The following is a 16,067-nucleotide window of genomic DNA, read 5'->3' on the forward strand; positions in this document are numbered from 1 at the left end:
AGAGGATTTAAGAGATGGAAGTAGCTGCTAAGCTGCGCGGCGCTCGTTTATCCGCCCAGAAGGCCCGTTTGGTGGCTGACCAGGTGCGCGGTAAGCCGGTCGCCGAGGCGCTGAATCTGCTCGCTTTCTCACCGAAGAAGGCCGCGAAGATTGTTCGCAAGGTTCTGCAGTCCGCGATCGCGAATGCGGAAGAAAACAACGGCATGGACATTGACGAGCTTCGCGTCTCGACTATCTGTGTCGACGAGGGCATGACGCTCAAGCGCATCCAGCCACGTGCCAAAGGCCGTGCGGATCGCATCTTGAAGCGCACTTGTCATATCACCGTCAAGGTAGCCGAGAAGTAGGAGACGACCAATGGGTCAGAAAGTTAATCCGACAGGTTTCCGACTGGGTATTGTCAAGGATCATACCTCTGTCTGGTACGCCGAAGGCGCTACCTATGCCGACAAACTGAACAACGATCTGCAGGTGCGTGGATTCCTGGAAGAGCGTCTGAAAAGCGCTTCCGTGAGCCGCATCAGCATCGAGCGTCCGGCAAACAACGCCCGTATTACCATTCACACTGCCCGTCCGGGTATCGTGATCGGTAAGAAAGGTGAAGATGTCGATCGCCTTCGTCGTGAAGTTTCCGAGATGATGGGCGTTCCCGTCCACATCAACATCGAGGAGATTCGCAAGCCGGAACTCGATGCCAAGCTGGTCGCTGCCAATGTGGCAGGTCAGCTCGAGCGTCGTGTCATGTTCCGTCGTGCGATGAAGCGTGCTGTGCAGAACGCAATGCGTCTGGGCGCCAAGGGCATCAAGATTCAGCTCTCCGGTCGTCTCGGCGGTGCCGAAATCGCCCGTACCGAATGGTACCGCGAAGGCCGCGTTCCGCTTCACACCCTGCGTGCTGACATTGATTACTCCACCTTCGAAGCTCACACCACCTACGGCATCATTGGTGTCAAGGTCTGGATCTTCAAAGGCGAGATCCTCGGTGGCATCGAAGAGGTGCGAGCCAAGGCGAAGCAGCCCGCGTCCGCACCCAAGAAGAAAGGCAAGTAAGGGGGTAATCGATGTTACAGCCCAAGCGTATGAAATTCCGCAAGATGCAGAAAGGTCGCAATCGTGGCCTGGCGCATCGCGGAAGCAAGGTAAGCTTTGGTGAGTTTGGCCTGAAAGCCACCGGCCGTGGTCGTATCACCGCTCGTCAGATCGAAGCTGGCCGTCGTGCCATCACTCGTCACGTCAAGCGTGGCGGTAAGATCTGGATCCGCGTCTTCCCAGACAAGCCGATTTCCAACAAGCCGTTGGAAGTTCGTATGGGTAAAGGTAAGGGTTCTGTCGAGTACTGGGTCGCACAGATCCAGCCCGGCAAGGTCCTTTACGAGATCGAAGGTGTATCCGAAGAGCTGGCCCGTGAAGCATTCAGTCTGGCCGCTATGAAGATGCCGATCTCCACCACCTTTGTTAAGCGGACGGTGATGTGATGAAAGCCCAAGAACTCCGTGAAAAGTCAGTCGAGGCGCTCCAGGAGCAGTTGTTCGAACTGCTGCGTGAGCAATTCAATCTGCGCATGCAGAAGGCTACCGGTCAGCTGAGCCAGGTTCACCTGCTCAAGCAGACTCGTCGCCAAATTGCTCAGGTTAAGACTGTGCTCAACCAGAAGTCAGGTGAGTAAAATGGCCGAAGAAACTAAAGCACGCACACTCACCGGCAAGGTGGTGAGTGACAAGATGGAAAAATCCATCGTTGTCATGGTCGAGCGCCGTGAGCGTCACCCGATCTATGGCAAGTACCTGAGACGCTCCACCAAGCTGCACGCCCATGATGAGGCGAATCAGGCTCGGATCGGTGACACCGTCTCTATCGCCGAGACTCGTCCGCTGTCCAAGAAGAAAGCCTGGACCCTGGTCGAGGTGGTTGAACAGGCCAAGGGTTGATCCCTAGGCCAGTTCCCACCAGGCAGTCAGATTAGGTTTGGAGAAAACCGATGATTCAGACTCAGACAATGCTGGATGTCGCCGACAACAGTGGCGCGCGCCGGGTGCAATGCATCAAGGTGCTGGGTGGTTCACACCGCCGTTACGCTCGTGTTGGAGACATCATCAAGGTCACCGTCAAAGAAGCTATCCCGCGTGGCAAGGTCAAGAAAGGCCAAGTCATGAAGGCAGTGGTCGTTCGTACCAAAGCCGGTGTCCGTCGTAATGACGGTTCCGTGATCCGCTTCGACGGTAATGCGGCCGTTCTGTTGAATAACACCAACGAACAGCCGATCGGTACCCGTATCTTCGGCCCGGTTACCCGTGAACTTCGCAGTGAGAAGTTCATGAAGATCATTTCCCTGGCGCCCGAAGTGCTGTAAGGAGCGGAAGCGGATATGCAAAAGATCAAACGTGACGATGAAGTCATCGTCATCGCCGGGAAGGACAAGGGCAAGCGCGGTACCATCAGCAAGGTGCTGAAAGGTGAGCGTCTGCTAGTGTCCGGTGTGAACATGATCAAGCGTCACACCAAGCCCAACCCGATGCTGGGCACCCAGGGGGGTATCGTCGAGCGCGAGGCTCCGATTCACGCGTCCAACGTGGCCATCTTCAACCAGGAGACCGGCAAGGCGGATCGTGTCGGTATCCAGGTTCAGGAAGACGGTACTAAGGTACGCATCTTTAAGTCGACTCAGAAGCTGATCGACGCCTAACGCGAGTCGGGTACAACATGGCGAACTTGAAAGAACGTTATCAGAACGAAGTGGCCGCCCAGCTTAAAGAGCAGTTCGGCTACGCCAACGTGATGCAGGTGCCGCGTATCACCAAGGTGACCCTGAACATGGGCATCGGTGAAGCCACCGCTGACAAGAAGCTGATCGACAACGCGTTTGCCGATCTCCAGATGCTGTCTGGTCAGAAGCCGATCATCACCAAGGCACGCAAGTCCATCGCTGGCTTCAAGGTCCGCGAAGGATGGCCGATCGGTGTCAAGGTGACCCTGCGCAGCGATCGTATGTGGGACTTCCTGGACCGTCTCGTGAACGTGGCTATCCCGCGCGTTCGTGACTTCCGCGGTCTGAACCCGAAGTCCTTCGATGGCCGTGGAAACTACTCCATGGGTGTGCGTGAGCAGATCATCTTCCCGGAGATCGAGTATGATAAGATCGACCGGATTCGTGGCCTGGACATCACCATCACCACTAGCGCCAACACCGATGATGAAGGTCGTGCGTTGCTGGGCGCGCTGAACTTCCCGTTCAAGAAATAAGGGTGGATCATGGCAAAGAAAAGCATGGTTGAGCGTGAGCTCAAGCGCACCAAGCTGGTCGCAAAGTACGCCGCCAAGCGCGACGCACTGAAGACCATCATCAATGACGTCAACGCTTCTGAAGAAGAGCGCTTCGACGCACAGCTGAAACTGCAGCAGCTGCCGCGTGATGCCAGCCCGGTCCGTCAGCGTAACCGCTGCCGTATCACTGGCCGTCCGCACGGCTACTACAACAAGTTCGGCCTGAGCCGCAACAAGCTGCGTGAAGCCGCTATGCGTGGTGACGTGCCTGGTCTGACCAAGTCCAGCTGGTAACACCACTGCAAGAATTCAGGAGCGCAACGTAAATGAGCATGCAAGACACTCTGGCGGATATGTTCACTCGTATCCGCAATGCGCAGATGGCCACCAAGGAGACGGTTACCATGCCGTCTTCCAAGCTCAAGGTTGAAGTGGCCCGCGTATTGAAGGAAGAGGGTTACATTTCCGAGTTTGCTGTCGCAGAAGGCGCGAAGCCGGAACTGACCGTGACCCTCAAGTACTTTGAAGGCAAGGCGGTTATCGAGAACATCAAGCGTGTTTCCAAGCCGTCCCTGCGCCAGTACAAAGGCAAGGGCGAGCTGCCGAAAGTCGCAGATGGCCTGGGTATTGCGATCGTTTCCACCTCCCGGGGCGTGATGACCGATCGTGCGGCCCGTCAAGCTGGTGTCGGCGGCGAAGTCCTCTGCACCGTATTCTAGGAGTTTGGAATGTCCCGCGTAGCCAAGTATCCGGTTAAATTGCCGAACGGCGTCGAGGCAAAACTCGATGGCGACAAGCTGACCGTGAAGGGCAGCAATGGCCAGCTGGAACTGACCGTCCACCAGGACGTGGTCATCAACCTGGAAGAAGGTCAGATGACCTTCGCCCCGGCTGAGACTGCCAAGAACTGGGCAATGGTTGGTACCACACGTGCTCTGGTCAACAACATGGTGTCTGGTGTTTCCGAAGGCTTCACCAAGTCTCTGGAAATCAATGGTGTGGGTTATCGTGCCCAGGCCAAAGGCCAGACAATCAACCTGACACTGGGCTTCTCACACCCGGTCGACTATGAACTGCCGGCAAGTGTTACGGCTGAAACGCCGAAGAACACTCAGATCGTCCTGAAATCTGCTGACAAGCAGGCTTTGGGTCAGGTCGCCGCAGAGATTCGCGCGTTCCGTCCGCCGGAGCCCTACAAGGGCAAAGGTATTCGGTACAGCGACGAAGTCGTCCGTCGTAAAGAAGCCAAGAAGAAGTAAGGCAGGGTTATGAACGCGAAGAAAGAATCTCGTCTCCGTCGTGCCCGCCGCGCTCGTGCGAAAATCCGCGAGCTGGGCGTGTTTCGCCTGTGCGTGAACCGCACCCCGCGTCACATCTACGCGCAGATCATCTCGCCGGATGGCGGCCAGGTCCTGGCCACCGCATCCACGCTCGACAAGAGCCTGCGCGAAGGTTCTACCGGTAACTCGGACTCCGCCGCCAAGGTGGGTGCTCTGATTGCCGAGCGCGCGAAGGAAGCGGGTATCAAGCAAGTGGCTTTCGATCGCTCCGGGTACAAGTACCACGGTCGCGTGAAGGCCCTGGCCGATGCCGCACGTGAAGGCGGCCTGGAATTCTAAAGGGTTTTACGATGGCGAATATCGAACAGAAGGGCGGTGACCTGCAAGAGAAGCTCGTGCAGATCAACCGCGTCGCCAAGGTAGTCAAGGGCGGCCGTATCTTCGGTTTCACCGCTCTGACTGTCGTTGGTGACGGCAATGGTCGTGTTGGCTTCGGTCGTGGCAAGGCGCGTGAAGTGCCGGTCGCGATCCAGAAGGCAATGGACCAAGCTCGTCGCAACATGATCAAGGTTGACCTGAAGGGCCACACCCTGCAGTACCCGGTGAAGGCTCGTCACGGCGCATCCAAGATCTACATGCAGCCAGCATCCGAAGGTACCGGCATCATTGCCGGCGGTGCGATGCGTTCCGTGCTCGAACTGGCAGGCGTCCATGACGTCCTGGCCAAGTGCTACGGTTCCACCAATCCGGTCAACGTGGTGCGCGCGACCATCAACGGTCTCGCTGCCATGAAATCTCCGGAAGACATCGCCGCCAAGCGTGGCCTGTCTGTCGACAAGATTGCGGGGTAAGGCACCATGGCAGCTAAGATCACGGTAACCCAGATCCGCAGCACCATCGGCGTCCTCGAAAAGCACAAGGCCACCATGAAAGGCCTTGGGCTGCGTCGCATCGGTCACACTGTCGAGCTGGAAGACACCCCCGCGGTACGCGGCATGATCAACAAGGTTCATTACCTTGTCCGTGTTGAGGGAGAGTAATCCATGAAATTGAATACCCTGAGTCCGGCCCCGGGCTCCAAGCACGCTGCAAAGCGTGTCGGTCGTGGTATCGGCTCCGGTCTTGGTAAGACCGGCGGTCGTGGCCACAAGGGCCAGAAGTCCCGTTCCGGTGGCAGCGTCAAGCCGGGCTTCGAAGGCGGTCAGATGCCTATGCAGCGTCGCCTGCCGAAGTTTGGTTTCACTTCCGCGAAATCTCTGGTTTCCGAAGAAGTGCGCCTGAGCGAGCTGGCACTGGTAGACGGTGATATCGTCGACCTCGAAACGCTGAAGAAGGCCAACGTGCTTCGTGATTCCACGAAGTTCGCGAAGGTCATGCTCTCCGGCGAACTGGACAAGGCAGTCACGGTCCGCGGCATCAAGGTCACCAAGGGTGCCCGTGCTGCGATCGAAGCTGCCGGTGGCAAGGTAGAGGACTAAATGGCTAAGTCAGGAAACGTACCGGCGATGCAGGGAAGTGGGTTGAGCGAACTCTGGGCGCGTTTGCGCTTCGTGTTCATCGCCATCGTGGTGTACCGAATCGGTGCACACATCCCCGTTCCCGGTATCAATCCTGACCAGCTTGCTGCCTTGTTCAGGGAAAACCAGGGCACCATCCTGAGCATGTTCAACATGTTCTCCGGTGGTGCACTGGAGCGAATGAGTATCTTCGCGTTGGGCATCATGCCCTACATATCCGCGTCGATCATCATGCAGCTCCTGACGGTGGTCTCGCCTCAGCTAGAGCAGTTGAAGAAGGAAGGTGAGGCCGGTCGTCGCAAGATCAGCCAGTACACGCGCTACGGCACGGTCGTACTGGCCCTGGTCCAATCGATCGGCATGGCAGTCGGACTGGTCGGAAACGGTGTCGCCTATTCCGCTGACTTCAGCTTCTACTTCACCGCCGTGAGTACGTTCGTGGCTGGTGCAGTGTTCCTGATGTGGCTGGGAGAGCAGATCACCGAGAAGGGTATCGGCAACGGGATCTCACTGATCATCTTTGCTGGTATTGTCGCCGGGCTGCCGAGTGCCATCGGCCAGTCTTTCGAACTGGCGCGCAATGATGGTGCCTGGAATGTGCTTCCGCTGCTGGCGCTGACGCTGCTCGCAGTCGTTACCGTTGCCTTTGTGGTGTTCATCGAACGCGGTCAACGCCGCATCACGGTGAACTATCCGCGCCGTCAGGTGGGCAACAAGATGTATGCCGGTCAGAGCAGCTACTTGCCGATGAAGGTCAACATGGCCGGGGTCATCCCGCCGATCTTCGCGTCAAGCATCCTGCTGTTCCCTGCATCGATGGGCCAATGGTTTGGCCAGAGTGAAAGCATGCAATGGTTGCAGACGGCTTCTCAGGCTCTCGGGCCGGGCCAGCCACTGTACATCTTGCTTTTCGCTGCCGCTGTAGTATTCTTCTGCTTCTTCTACACGGCGCTGGTCTTCAATCCCAAGGATGTTGCTGACAACCTCAAGAAGTCAGGAGCTTTCCTGCCGGGGATTCGCCCAGGCGAACAGACGGCCCGTTACATCGATAAGGTGATGACTCGCCTGACGCTGTTCGGCGCCCTCTACATCACCCTCGTCTCCCTGATGCCGCAATTCCTCGTTGTCGCCTGGCAGGTTCCGTTCTATTTCGGCGGTACCTCTCTGCTCATCGTGGTTGTGGTGGTCATGGACTTCATGGCCCAGGTGCAGTCGCATCTGATGTCAAATCAGTATGCGTCGGTGATGAAGAAGGCCAACCTCAAAGGCTATGGCAGCGGTGGCATGATGCGCTGATTGCGCAGCCCCTGTTAGCAAACTGGAGAGAACGATGAAAGTTCGAGCTTCCGTCAAGAAAATTTGCCGTAACTGCAAGATCATTCGGCGTCGTGGCGCAGTGCGGGTCATCTGCACTGAGCCGCGCCACAAGCAGCGTCAGGGTTAATCCCTCGACCCCGCTTAGCTGAATACAAGCTCGGGTGCTGGCATACCCCCTTGTTCCCAACGGGATCAAGGGGTATGCTATTGCGCCCTTTGTGGATGTAAAATCCGCCGCTAACCTTTCGGAGAAAACTGATGGCCCGTATTGCTGGCGTCAATATCCCGGACAACAAGCACGCGGCGATCTCGCTGACTTATATCTTCGGGATTGGCCGTACGCGTGCACAGCAGATCTGCGCCGCTCTCGGTTTAGAACCGAGCGTCAAGATCGCTGATCTGTCTGTTGAACAACTGGACCTGGTTCGTGCCGAGGTGGGTAAGTACACCGTCGAAGGCGACCTGCGTCGTGAGATCACGCTGAACATCAAGCGTCTCATGGACCTCGGTTGCTATCGTGGCCTGCGCCATCGTCGTGGTCTTCCGTTGCGCGGTCAGCGCACCAAGACCAACGCACGTACACGCAAAGGTCCGCGTAAACCGATTCGCAAGTAAACGAACTGGCGTTTAGACAGGAAACATCTAATGGCTAACCCGAGTAAGCGCAAGAAGGTTAAAAAGCAGGTAGTGGATGCCATCGCGCATATCCATGCCTCTTTTAACAACACTATCGTGACGATCACAGACCGCCAGGGCAATGCTCTCTCCTGGGCAACTGCCGGTGGTTCGGGTTTTCGTGGTTCTCGCAAGAGCACCCCGTTCGCTGCGCAAGTCGCAAGTGAACGTGCAGCGACCGCTGCAGCCGAATATGGTGTGAAGAACGTCGACGTGCTGGTCAAGGGCCCGGGTCCGGGTCGTGAGTCCGCCGTGCGTGCTCTCAATGCCGCAGGCTTCCGCGTGCAAAGCATCACCGACGTGACCCCCATCCCGCATAATGGGTGCCGTCCGCCGAAGAAACGCCGCGTTTAAGGAGACAGACTCATGGCTCGTTATATTGGACCGAAGTGCAAACTGTCTCGTCGTGAAGGCACCGACCTCTTCCTGAAGAGTGGCGTGACTCCGTTCGAGAAGAAGTGCAAATCCGAACAACCCCCGGGTGTTCATGGCCAGCGCCGTCAACGTCTTTCAGACTACGGCCTGCAGTTGCGTGAAAAGCAGAAGGTTCGTCGCATGTACGGCGTTCTGGAAAAGCAATTCCGCAATTACTACAAAGAAGCCGCTCGCGTGAAAGGCGCGACTGGTGAGGTTCTGCTCCAGCTCCTCGAGGCTCGCCTCGACAACGTCGTCTACCGCATGGGCTTCGGCTCCACGCGTTCCGAGGCACGTCAGCTGGTCAGCCACAAGGCGATCGCCGTGAACGGCCGTACCGTCAACGTCGCTTCCTTCAATGTGAAGGCCGGTGATGTGGTTACCGTTCGTGAGAAGGCCAAGAACCAGGCTCGCATCCAGCAGTCTCTGGCACTCGCTGCCAACCGCGGTGATGTCTCCTGGGTCGACGTCGACTCCAAGAAGATGGAAGGCACTTTCAAGGCTGTCCCCGAGCGTGGCGACCTGTCTGCCGATATCAACGAAAACCTGATCGTCGAGCTGTACTCCAAGTAATGTGATGCCGGGCTGATTCGTCGGCCCGGCTGGAGTACCCAGATTATCCGTTTGGCAGCCTTAAAGGTGTTCTTATGCAGCGCTCAGTGACAGAGTTTCTCCGTCCTCGCGATATCAAGGTCGAGGAAGTCAGCGCCCATCATGCGCGGATCGTCCTCGAGCCCTTCGAGCGTGGTTTCGGCCACACCCTGGGGAATGCTCTGCGTCGCATCCTGCTGTCTTCCATGCCCGGCTGTGCCGTCGTGGAAGCTGAGATCGAAGGCGTTCTGCACGAGTACAGCGCCATTGAAGGGGTACAGGAGGATGTCATCGAAATCCTGCTGAACCTCAAGGACGTGGCCATCAAGATGCATGGTCGCGACGAAGCTGTGCTGGCGCTGAACAAGAAGGGCCCGGGCATCGTGACTGCTGGCGACATCGCCGGTGACCATGATCTCGAAATCGTGAATCCGGATCACGTCATCGCTCACCTGAATGATGGTGGCGAGCTGAAGATGCAACTCAAGATCGCTCGTGGCCGCGGCTACGAACCGGCTGACGCGCGTCTCTCTGCAGATGACGAATCACGTGCCATTGGCCGTCTCCAGCTGGATGCGACCTTCACGCCGGTTCGCCGGGTCTCCTATGCTGTCGAGGCGGCGCGTGTTGAACAGCGCACCAACCTTGACAAGCTGGTGATTGACCTGGAAACCGACGGCACGCTGGATCCGGAAGAAGCGATCCGCCGCTCCGCAACCATCTTGCAGGAGCAGCTGGCCGCCTTCGTTGATCTGGAAGCAGACAAGGAACAGGAAGTCGAAGAAGAGGAAGATCAAATCGATCCGATCCTTCTCCGTCCCGTAGACGATCTTGAGCTGACCGTTCGCAGTGCGAACTGTCTCAAGGCCGAGAATATCTATTACATCGGTGATCTCATTCAGCGCACCGAAGTTGAGCTGCTGAAGACCCCGAATCTCGGCAAGAAGTCCTTGAATGAAATCAAGGACGTGCTGTCCGCGCGTGGTCTGTCCCTCGGCATGCGGTTGGAAAACTGGCCGCCCGCAAGCCTGAAGGACGACAAGGCTTCCGCTTAAGGAAGCCCGGTCGGCTCAAGCCCCAGACTGGTAAGGAATCACAACCATGCGTCATCGTAAGAGTGGTCGTCACCTGAACCGTACCAGCTCTCACCGTGAAGCCATGTTCAAGAACATGTGCATCTCTCTGGTAGAGCACGAAGTCATCAAGACTACCCTGCCGAAAGCCAAGGAACTGCGTCGTCATATCGAGCCGCTGATCACCCTGGCCAAGCAGGATTCCGTTGCGAACCGTCGTTTGGCGTTCTCTCGTACCGGTTCCAAGGAAGCGGTCGGCAAGCTCTTCAATGAGCTCGGCCCGCGCTACACCACCCGTCCGGGCGGTTACCTGCGCATCCTGAAGTGTGGCTATCGTGCCGGTGACAATGCCCCGATGGCATTCGTCGAGCTGGTCGATCGTCCGGCTGCCTCCGAGGCAGCGGGCGAAGAGTAAGCTTCGGCTTGCTTCGTCCACAAGAAAAGGCCAACCCTTCGGGGTTGGCCTTTTTTTATGCCTGATAGACAGGCCTGTCGGTTGGGCAGCCCATGCGGCCAGGCGTCATGGGCAAGCCCTGACTCGTCACGTTCCGCAAGGAAACGGTACGAAGGAGTCAGGGGTGTCGCTGGGGCACCTGACGAAGGTCAGTTGCTGGTTTCTGCCTTCTTCTTGCTGCCGGGCTTTCCGCCATTGGACGGCTTGCTGTCCGCTGACGTGTCTTGAGCGCCTGTCTTGGCGTTGGAGGCTCTCTGGCGCTTCAGCAGCGGTGCCAGGAAGCGACCGGTATGCGAGACCTCCTGCGTTGCCAGTTGCTCCGGTGTCCCCTCGGCGATGATCTGGCCCCCGCCTGAGCCGCCTTCCGGCCCCAGATCGATCAACCAGTCAGCGGTCTTGATCACATCTAGGTTGTGCTCGATGACGACGACGGTGTTGCCGTGATCGCGCAGGCGGTGAAGGACCACCAGCAGTTGTCGGATATCCTCGAAGTGCAGGCCGGTGGTCGGCTCATCGAGGATGTAGAGCGTCTTGCCGGTGTCCCGCTTGGCCAGCTCGCGCGCCAGCTTGACGCGTTGGGCTTCCCCGCCGGAGAGCGTGGTCGCGCTCTGACCGAGGCGGACATAGGACAGGCCGACATCCATCAGTGTCTGCAGTCGACGCGCGATGGCGGGCACCGGCGAGAAGAACTCCAGTGCCTCCTCGATGGTCATCTCCAGCACTTCATGGATGTTCTTGCCCTTGTACTGGACCTCGAGCGTCTCACGGTTGTAGCGCTTGCCCTTGCAGACATCGCAGGGCACGTACATGTCAGGCAGGAAGTGCATCTCGACCTTGATCAGGCCGTCGCCCTGACAGGCTTCGCAGCGCCCACCCTTGACGTTGAAGCTGAAGCGGCCCGGCTTGTAGCCGCGGGCGCGCGCTTCCTGGGTCCCGGAGAACAGCTCGCGGATCGGCGTGAAGATCCCGGTATAGGTGGCGGGGTTGGAGCGAGGTGTACGCCCGATGGGGCTCTGATCGATGTCCACCATCTTGTCGAACAGATCCAGCCCCTCGATCTTGCCGTAGGGCGCCGGGGTCAGCGTGGTCGCACGATTGAGCTCACGTGCGGCCAGCGGCATCAGCGTGGCGTTGATCAGTGTCGACTTGCCTGAGCCGGAGACGCCGGTGATGCAGGTCAGCAGGCCTGTCGGCAGCGTCAGCGTCACGTTTTGCAGGTTGTTGCCGGTGGCACCTGTCAGGCGCAGCACCTTTTCGGGATTGGCGGGCAGGCGATACGGCGGCACGGCGATCTCACGCTCGCCACTCAGGTACTGTCCGGTCAATGAGCCGGGCGTCGCCTCGATCTGCGCCGGGGTGCCCTGGGCGACGATCTCGCCGCCGTGCACGCCAGCCCCGGGGCCGATATCGAGTACGTGGTCCGCGGCACGGATGGCATCTTCATCATGCTCGACCACGATCACGGTGTTGCCCAGATCACGCAGGTGAATCAGTGTCTTGAGCAGGCGATCATTGTCACGCTGATGCAGGCCGATGGAGGGCTCATCGAGGATGTACATCACGCCGACCAGGCCGGCGCCGATCTGGCTGGCAAGACGGATGCGCTGTGCCTCACCCCCGGAAAGGGTGTCGGCGCTGCGCTCCAGCGTCAGATAGTCGAGGCCGACATTGACGAGGAACTCGAGGCGCGCCTGGATCTCGTTGACGATCTTGGCAGCGATCTCGCCCTTGCGCCCGGGCAGGCTCAGCTTGCCGAACTCTTCCCACGCTTCGCCGATCGGCTGGCGCACGACCTCGGCGAGGGTGCGATTGTCGACGTAGACATTGCGTGCCTCGCGGCGCAGACGCGAGCCATCGCAGCTCGGGCAGGGTTGAACGGCCAGATAGCGGGCGAGATCCTCGCGCACCATGTTGGATTCGGTCTCACGGTAGCGCCGCTCCATGTTGGGCAGTACGCCCTCGAAGGGATGTTCGCGCGTCACCTTGCGGCCGCGGTCATTGACGTAGCTGAACGCGATATCCTCACGTCCGCTGCCATTGAGCACGGCATCACGCGCTTCATCACTGAGCGATTCCCAGGCGGCTTCCAGAGCGAAACCATAGTGCTCGGCGACGGCCTGCAGCTGGCTGAAGTAATAGACGCTGCGACGGTCCCAGCCCTTGATCACGCCTTCGGCCAGCGACAGCTCCGGATGGCTGATCAGCTTCTCCGGGTCGAAGTATTGCTTCACCCCGAGACCGTCACAGGTCGGGCAGGCGCCAGCCGGGTTGTTGAAGGAGAACAGGCGTGGCTCCAGCTCGGCCAGGGCATAGCCACACACCGGGCAGGCGAAGCGCGAGGAGAACACCAGGTCTTCCTGTTCGCCGTCCATGAAGTGCAGCCGTGCGCTGCCATCGGCCAGGTTCAGTGCGGTCTCGAAGGACTCGGCCAGACGCTGCTTGAGGTCCTCGCGCACCTTGAAGCGATCGACGACGACGTCGATATCATGCTTCTTGTTCTTCTCCAGCGGCTTGAGGTCATCCAGCTCGACGATGAGGCCATCGATACGCGCGCGGACGAAGCCCTGGGCGCGCAGCTCGGAAAGCAGTTGCAGGTGCTCGCCCTTGCGCCCGCTGACTACCGGTGCCAGCAGCATCAGTTTGCTGCCCTCGGGCAGGGCCAGCGCCTGATCGACCATCTGCGAGATGGTCTGGGCTTCCAGATCGATGTCGTGGTCCGGGCAACGCGGCGTACCGGCGCGAGCGTACAGAAGGCGCAGGTAGTCGTAGATCTCGGTAATGGTACCGACGGTGGAGCGGGGGTTGTGCGATGTCGATTTCTGCTCGATGGAAATCGCCGGTGACAGACCCTCGATGTGGTCGATATCCGGTTTTTCCATCATCGACAGAAACTGGCGAGCATAGGTGGACAGTGATTCGACGTAGCGCCGCTGTCCCTCGGCATAGAGTGTGTCAAAGGCAAGTGACGACTTGCCGGAACCGGAGAGCCCGGTCACCACGATCAGCTTGTCACGCGGCAGTTCGACATCGATGTTCTTGAGGTTGTGGGTGCGCGCACCCCTGACCTGAATCCTGTCCATTGCCACCTCGGGCTGCGTCGATAAAAGCAACGATTATAAGGCGCGGGCGAAACGCCCGGCAAAGGCTGCATGCTTTCAAAGCCGACAGGCGAGCCTTAGAATGTGCAGTCCATCGGTGATCAGCACCCATGGAGTCTACTCTCTGGCGACCCGCGTGGTCGGCCTCCCTTTCTTGACTGTCCTGCTCCGGAGCCCGCCGCCATCCATGAAGACCTCTCGACTGCTAGCGCCGGAACGTCGCGCCATCGTCGGCCTTGCCAGCCTGTATGCCACCCGCATGCTCGGGCTGTTCATGGTGTTGCCGGTGCTGGCGCTCTACACCCGTGATCTGGCTGGCGCGACGCCGACGCTGGTCGGCGTCGCGTTGGGCGGGTATGGCCTGACCCAGGCACTGCTGCAGATCCCCTTCGGCTGGTTGTCCGATCGCCTCGGGCGCAAGGCCGTGATCGGCTTCGGACTCGGGCTGTTCATCCTTGGCTCGTTGGTCGCGGCAAATGCCGACAGCATCGAGATGATCATCCTTGGTCGTTGCCTGCAGGGCAGCGGTGCCGTGGCAGGTGCGATCATGGCGCTGCTGGCCGATCAGACGCGAGAGGAGGTGCGCACGATGGCGATGGCCTCCATCGGCATGTCGATCGGCGTCGCCTTCGCGCTGGCGATGGTCGCGGGACCCCTGGCCGCGGATGCGTTCGGACTTTCGGGCGTCTTCTGGCTGACGGCCATCATGGCCGTGGCGAGCGTGTTCGTACTCTGGAAACTGGTGCCTGCTGCACCCAGGCGTCAGCATCAAGATGTGGGGCTTGATCGTCGCCAGCTCAAGGGCATTCTTGCGAATTCCGCATTGTTGCGCATGGATGTGTCGATCTTTGCGCTGCACATGATCCTCACGGCCTGTTTCGTGGCCATTCCGCAGCAGCTGGTCAACTTCGGCATCGCGCCCGCCCATCATGGCTGGGTCTATCTGCCCTTGATGGGCCTGGCGTTTGTCGCCATGCTTCCGCTGGTCATCGTGGCCGAGAAGTACCGCCGCATGAAGCCGGTCTTCCTGGGCGCCGTGGCGACCATCGCGACAAGCCTGTTGCTGCTGGGGGTGGATGGCATCGAGCACGCAGGTCTCGTGCCCTTCCTTGGCCTGCTGTGGCTGTTCTTCGTGGCCTTCAATCTGCTGGAAGCCACCTTGCCGTCGATGATCTCCAAGCTGGCGCCGGCCGGTGCCAAGGGCACCGCGATGGGGGTGTATTCGACCAGCCAGTTCCTCGGTGCCTTCGTGGGGGGTGTCGGCGGCGGCTGGCTGACGGGCCAGTTCGGACTGAGTGGCGTCTTCTTCGGCATGGGGTTGCTGGCGCTGCTGTGGCTGGCCGTAGTCTGGAACATGCAGCCGCCGCGACATCTTGGCAGTGAAGTGGTCGGCCTGTCGCCAGAAGCCGCGAGGCTTCCGGCCGTCGAGTTGCAGACGCGCCTGCTGGCCATTGCCGGCGTGGAAGAAGCTCTGGTCGTGCGTGAGGAACAGGTCGCCTATCTGAAGGTCACACGCGATACACTGGATGACAAGGCGCTGGCGACTTTCACTCGCCAGCGTGATGGCGAAACTCCGGCAGGTGCCGAGGCACCTGCCAGCTGAACCTTGACACTGGCAGATCACTGTCAGTGCACTCGATACCTTCGCCGGTGCCTGATGTGCACCGGTCTATTTTCAGGAGTAATCTTCATGGCTCGCGGCGTAAACAAGGTCATTCTGATCGGTAATCTCGGTCAGGATCCGGAAGTCCGTTTCACTCCGTCCGGTAGTGCGGTGTGCAACCTCAACCTCGCCACCACGGATACCTGGAATGACCGTCAGAGCGGTCAGCGTCAGGAACGTACCGAATGGCACCGTGTGGTGATGTTCAACAAGCTGGCGGAAATCGCTCAGCAATACGTCAAGAAAGGCTCACGCCTCTATATCGAAGGTCGTCTGCAGACGCGCAAGTGGCAGGATCAGAACGGCAACGACCGCTACAGCACCGAAATCGTCGCCAATGACATGCAGATGCTGGATACCCGTGGTGAAGGCGGCGGCGGTGGCGGCTTCAGTGGCGGCGGTCGTCCCCAGCAGGCACCTCAGCAAGGTGGTCAGTATGGTGGTCAGCAGCAGGCCGCGGCAGCTCCGCAGCAGGGTGGCCAGTTCGGCGGCCAGCCGCCGGCACCGCAGCAGGGTGGCAACTTCGGTGGTCAGCCGCCGGCGCCGCACACTCCGCCTCCGGCTCAGCAGCCCGCTCACCAGCCTCCTCAGCAGAACTCGCAGAACAACAATTTCGGCGCGCCGCCGGCTGGCAGCTTTGACGATTTCGATGATGAGATTCCGTTCTGATCATCAGCTCCATGGTCTATCCATATTGCCTCGAACCCCCGCTCTGCGGGGGTTT

The 16,067-nt window shown here is 59.3% G+C and carries 25 protein-coding genes; 24 read left to right on the top strand and 1 reads right to left on the bottom strand.

What is annotated here, in order from left to right:
* The first annotated feature begins 14 nt into the window (after positions 1 to 14).
* The 22 genes from rplV (at position 15) to rplQ (ending at position 10,543) form a co-directional block, all read left to right on the top strand.
* Positions 15 to 347, top strand: a complete 333-nt coding sequence (gene rplV, locus HXS65_RS15575) for a 50S ribosomal protein L22 (protein ID WP_043334859.1) — start codon at positions 15 to 17, stop codon at positions 345 to 347.
* A gap of 10 nt (positions 348 to 357) precedes the next feature.
* Positions 358 to 1,050, top strand: a complete 693-nt coding sequence (gene rpsC, locus HXS65_RS15580) for a 30S ribosomal protein S3 (protein ID WP_043334856.1) — start codon at positions 358 to 360, stop codon at positions 1,048 to 1,050.
* A gap of 11 nt (positions 1,051 to 1,061) precedes the next feature.
* Complete coding sequence (gene rplP, locus HXS65_RS15585; RefSeq protein WP_043334854.1) at positions 1,062 to 1,475, top strand: 50S ribosomal protein L16; 414 nt, start codon at positions 1,062 to 1,064, stop codon at positions 1,473 to 1,475.
* Complete coding sequence (rpmC, locus tag HXS65_RS15590; RefSeq protein ID WP_024950659.1) at positions 1,475 to 1,666, top strand: 50S ribosomal protein L29; 192 nt, start codon at positions 1,475 to 1,477, stop codon at positions 1,664 to 1,666. Before rplP ends, rpmC begins: the two co-directional genes overlap by 1 nt.
* A gap of 1 nt (position 1,667) precedes the next feature.
* On the top strand, positions 1,668 to 1,928 hold the full coding sequence (gene rpsQ / locus HXS65_RS15595) for a 30S ribosomal protein S17 (protein WP_043334852.1): 261 nt from the start codon (positions 1,668 to 1,670) through the stop codon (positions 1,926 to 1,928).
* Positions 1,929 to 1,978: 50 nt separating this feature from the next.
* The gene (gene rplN, locus HXS65_RS15600) at positions 1,979 to 2,350 is read left to right on the top strand and encodes a 50S ribosomal protein L14 (protein ID WP_043334850.1); all 372 of its coding nucleotides are present in this window, start codon (positions 1,979 to 1,981) and stop codon (positions 2,348 to 2,350) included.
* A 15-nt stretch (positions 2,351 to 2,365) separates the two neighbouring features.
* Entirely contained in the window at positions 2,366 to 2,683 is a 318-nt protein-coding gene (gene rplX, locus HXS65_RS15605) for a 50S ribosomal protein L24 (protein WP_043334846.1), read from the top strand.
* A gap of 17 nt (positions 2,684 to 2,700) precedes the next feature.
* The gene (gene rplE / locus HXS65_RS15610) at positions 2,701 to 3,240 is read left to right on the top strand and encodes a 50S ribosomal protein L5 (RefSeq protein WP_065392566.1); all 540 of its coding nucleotides are present in this window, start codon (positions 2,701 to 2,703) and stop codon (positions 3,238 to 3,240) included.
* Positions 3,241 to 3,249: 9 nt separating this feature from the next.
* The gene (rpsN, locus tag HXS65_RS15615; protein WP_043334842.1) at positions 3,250 to 3,555 is read left to right on the top strand and encodes a 30S ribosomal protein S14; all 306 of its coding nucleotides are present in this window, start codon (positions 3,250 to 3,252) and stop codon (positions 3,553 to 3,555) included.
* Between the two features lie 32 nt (positions 3,556 to 3,587).
* A complete protein-coding gene (gene rpsH / locus HXS65_RS15620; RefSeq protein WP_065392565.1) occupies positions 3,588 to 3,980 on the top strand; it encodes a 30S ribosomal protein S8 in 393 nt (130 codons plus the stop codon).
* Positions 3,981 to 3,989: 9 nt separating this feature from the next.
* Complete coding sequence (gene rplF / locus HXS65_RS15625) at positions 3,990 to 4,520, top strand: 50S ribosomal protein L6 (protein ID WP_065392564.1); 531 nt, start codon at positions 3,990 to 3,992, stop codon at positions 4,518 to 4,520.
* A 9-nt stretch (positions 4,521 to 4,529) separates the two neighbouring features.
* Positions 4,530 to 4,880 (top strand): 50S ribosomal protein L18, encoded by a 351-nt coding sequence (gene rplR, locus HXS65_RS15630; RefSeq protein WP_024950667.1) that lies wholly within the window; start codon positions 4,530 to 4,532, stop codon positions 4,878 to 4,880.
* A gap of 11 nt (positions 4,881 to 4,891) precedes the next feature.
* Positions 4,892 to 5,392, top strand: coding sequence for a 30S ribosomal protein S5 (gene rpsE / locus HXS65_RS15635; RefSeq protein ID WP_054556902.1), 501 nt, complete (start codon positions 4,892 to 4,894; stop codon positions 5,390 to 5,392).
* Between the two features lie 6 nt (positions 5,393 to 5,398).
* Entirely contained in the window at positions 5,399 to 5,581 is a 183-nt protein-coding gene (rpmD, locus tag HXS65_RS15640; RefSeq protein WP_024950669.1) for a 50S ribosomal protein L30, read from the top strand.
* Between the two features lie 3 nt (positions 5,582 to 5,584).
* On the top strand, positions 5,585 to 6,019 hold the full coding sequence (rplO, locus tag HXS65_RS15645) for a 50S ribosomal protein L15 (RefSeq protein WP_065392563.1): 435 nt from the start codon (positions 5,585 to 5,587) through the stop codon (positions 6,017 to 6,019).
* A complete protein-coding gene (gene secY / locus HXS65_RS15650) occupies positions 6,020 to 7,354 on the top strand; it encodes a preprotein translocase subunit SecY (protein ID WP_065392562.1) in 1,335 nt (444 codons plus the stop codon). It abuts the gene before it with no gap.
* 34 nt (positions 7,355 to 7,388) lie between these two features.
* Positions 7,389 to 7,502 carry a 50S ribosomal protein L36 gene (gene rpmJ, locus HXS65_RS15655; RefSeq protein ID WP_077373351.1) on the top strand — a complete coding sequence of 38 codons (114 nt, stop codon included), beginning with the start codon at positions 7,389 to 7,391 and terminating at the stop codon, positions 7,500 to 7,502.
* Positions 7,503 to 7,633: 131 nt separating this feature from the next.
* Positions 7,634 to 7,990: a 30S ribosomal protein S13 gene (gene rpsM / locus HXS65_RS15660; RefSeq protein ID WP_024950672.1), complete on the top strand. Its 357-nt coding sequence runs from the start codon at positions 7,634 to 7,636 to the stop codon at positions 7,988 to 7,990.
* A gap of 30 nt (positions 7,991 to 8,020) precedes the next feature.
* Positions 8,021 to 8,404 (top strand): 30S ribosomal protein S11, encoded by a 384-nt coding sequence (gene rpsK, locus HXS65_RS15665; RefSeq protein ID WP_043334827.1) that lies wholly within the window; start codon positions 8,021 to 8,023, stop codon positions 8,402 to 8,404.
* 12 nt (positions 8,405 to 8,416) lie between these two features.
* Positions 8,417 to 9,037, top strand: a complete 621-nt coding sequence (gene rpsD / locus HXS65_RS15670; protein WP_065392561.1) for a 30S ribosomal protein S4 — start codon at positions 8,417 to 8,419, stop codon at positions 9,035 to 9,037.
* A gap of 74 nt (positions 9,038 to 9,111) precedes the next feature.
* Positions 9,112 to 10,110: a DNA-directed RNA polymerase subunit alpha gene (locus tag HXS65_RS15675; RefSeq protein ID WP_065392560.1), complete on the top strand. Its 999-nt coding sequence runs from the start codon at positions 9,112 to 9,114 to the stop codon at positions 10,108 to 10,110.
* Positions 10,111 to 10,156: 46 nt separating this feature from the next.
* Entirely contained in the window at positions 10,157 to 10,543 is a 387-nt protein-coding gene (gene rplQ / locus HXS65_RS15680; RefSeq protein WP_065392559.1) for a 50S ribosomal protein L17, read from the top strand.
* Positions 10,544 to 10,731: 188 nt separating this feature from the next.
* Here rplQ and uvrA read toward each other — a convergent pair whose 3' ends face one another.
* Positions 10,732 to 13,662, bottom strand: a complete 2,931-nt coding sequence (uvrA, locus tag HXS65_RS15685) for an excinuclease ABC subunit UvrA (RefSeq protein ID WP_136939721.1) — start codon at positions 13,660 to 13,662, stop codon at positions 10,732 to 10,734.
* 205 nt (positions 13,663 to 13,867) lie between these two features.
* Here uvrA and HXS65_RS15690 point away from each other — a divergent pair, with 205 nt between their 5' ends.
* Both HXS65_RS15690 and HXS65_RS15695 read left to right on the top strand, forming a co-directional pair.
* Positions 13,868 to 15,283 (top strand): MFS transporter, encoded by a 1,416-nt coding sequence (locus tag HXS65_RS15690; RefSeq protein WP_077373357.1) that lies wholly within the window; start codon positions 13,868 to 13,870, stop codon positions 15,281 to 15,283.
* A gap of 87 nt (positions 15,284 to 15,370) precedes the next feature.
* Entirely contained in the window at positions 15,371 to 16,012 is a 642-nt protein-coding gene (locus HXS65_RS15695; RefSeq protein ID WP_077373360.1) for a single-stranded DNA-binding protein, read from the top strand.
* Positions 16,013 to 16,067: the final 55 nt, after the last annotated feature.

This window comes from Cobetia sp. 5-25-4-2, from assembly GCF_013374075.1.
GTDB lineage: Bacteria > Pseudomonadota > Gammaproteobacteria > Pseudomonadales > Halomonadaceae > Cobetia > Cobetia marina.